This window comes from Pseudomonas sp. PB120 (genome assembly GCF_009761815.1).
Taxonomy (GTDB): Bacteria; Pseudomonadota; Gammaproteobacteria; order Pseudomonadales; family Pseudomonadaceae; genus Aquipseudomonas.
In genome coordinates this window covers 1-1,055 of record NZ_RWIN01000106.1, presented here as the reverse complement: position 1 = coordinate 1,055, position 1,055 = coordinate 1, and the positions used below count along the sequence as shown (strand labels likewise).

Annotated in this window: 1 protein-coding gene; it reads left to right on the top strand. The window is 56.5% G+C overall.

The window, feature by feature from the left end; translation table 11 throughout:
* Nucleotides 1–211 precede the first annotated feature (211 nt).
* Complete coding sequence (locus EJA72_RS19625; protein WP_157713028.1) at nt 212–811, top strand: FMN-dependent NADH-azoreductase; 600 nt, start codon at nt 212–214, stop codon at nt 809–811.
* Nucleotides 812–1,055: the final 244 nt, after the last annotated feature.

The window sequence follows — 1,055 nt, the reverse complement described above, 5'->3', positions numbered from 1 at the left end:
GCTCGCGATGGCGGATTATCAGTAAACATCTCTGTTAGCTGACGAACCGCCATCGCGAGCAGGCTCGCTCCTACAGAGGGGCTAGGCATGTTCTGCTTATAAACGAATTTATTGATGGGTTATAGCAGTTATTTGCGCTTTTTCATCGATAGGACTCTGTTTAACCTTCACTCCATCGACCTACAGCATTCTCAGATGGAGCCTACATCCCATGTCACGCGTTCTGATCATCGAAAGCAGCGCCCGTCAGCAAGACTCGGTTTCGCGTCAACTGACCCAGACCTTCATCAGCCAGTGGCAAGCCAAGCACCCCAACGACCAGATCACCGTCCGTGACCTGGCCGTCAACCCGGTGCCGCACCTGGACGTCAACCTGCTGGGCGGCTGGATGAAACCGGTCGAACAACGCAACGATATCGAACAGGCTTCCCTGGATCGCTCCAATCAGCTGACCGATGAACTGCTGGCCGCCGATGTGCTGGTAATGGCCGCGCCGATGTACAACTTCGCGATCCCGAGCACCCTGAAAGCCTGGCTCGACCATGTGCTGCGTGCCGGTGTGACCTTCAAGTACACCGACACCGGCCCTCAAGGTTTGCTCAGCGGCAAACGCGCTTACGTATTGACGGCCCGCGGCGGGATCTATGCCGGCAGCACCGCCGATCACCAGGAACCCTACCTGCGCCAGGTCATGGGTTTCATCGGGATCCACGACGTGACGTTCATTCACGCCGAAGGCATGAACCTGGGCGGCGACTTCCAGGAGAAAGGCCTGAACCAGGCCAACGCCAAGCTTTCCCAAGTGGCATGAGGCTTTAATCGCCAGATAATCCCTTGATGTTCAAGTGACCTGGCGCACCCCTTTAAGCCTGTACGCGCATCGACCTCCCTTTGCACTTGTTGCTCCTGAGTGCTGTAGCCCGATTGAACGCATTAGCGAGATCGGGCTTTTTTTTGCCTGGGTTTTTGTGAACTGCACGAACCCCTGTAGGAGCGAGCTTGCTCGCGATGGAGTGTCAGGCGAATGTGTGTCGACTGACACACCATCGCGAGCA

What these genes read in the sequence shown, in the direction of transcription:
- EJA72_RS19625 (WP_157713028.1), top strand. Translation starts at nt 212, where the DNA reads ATGTCACGCGTTCTGATCATCGAAAGCAGCGCCCGTCAGCAAGACTCG.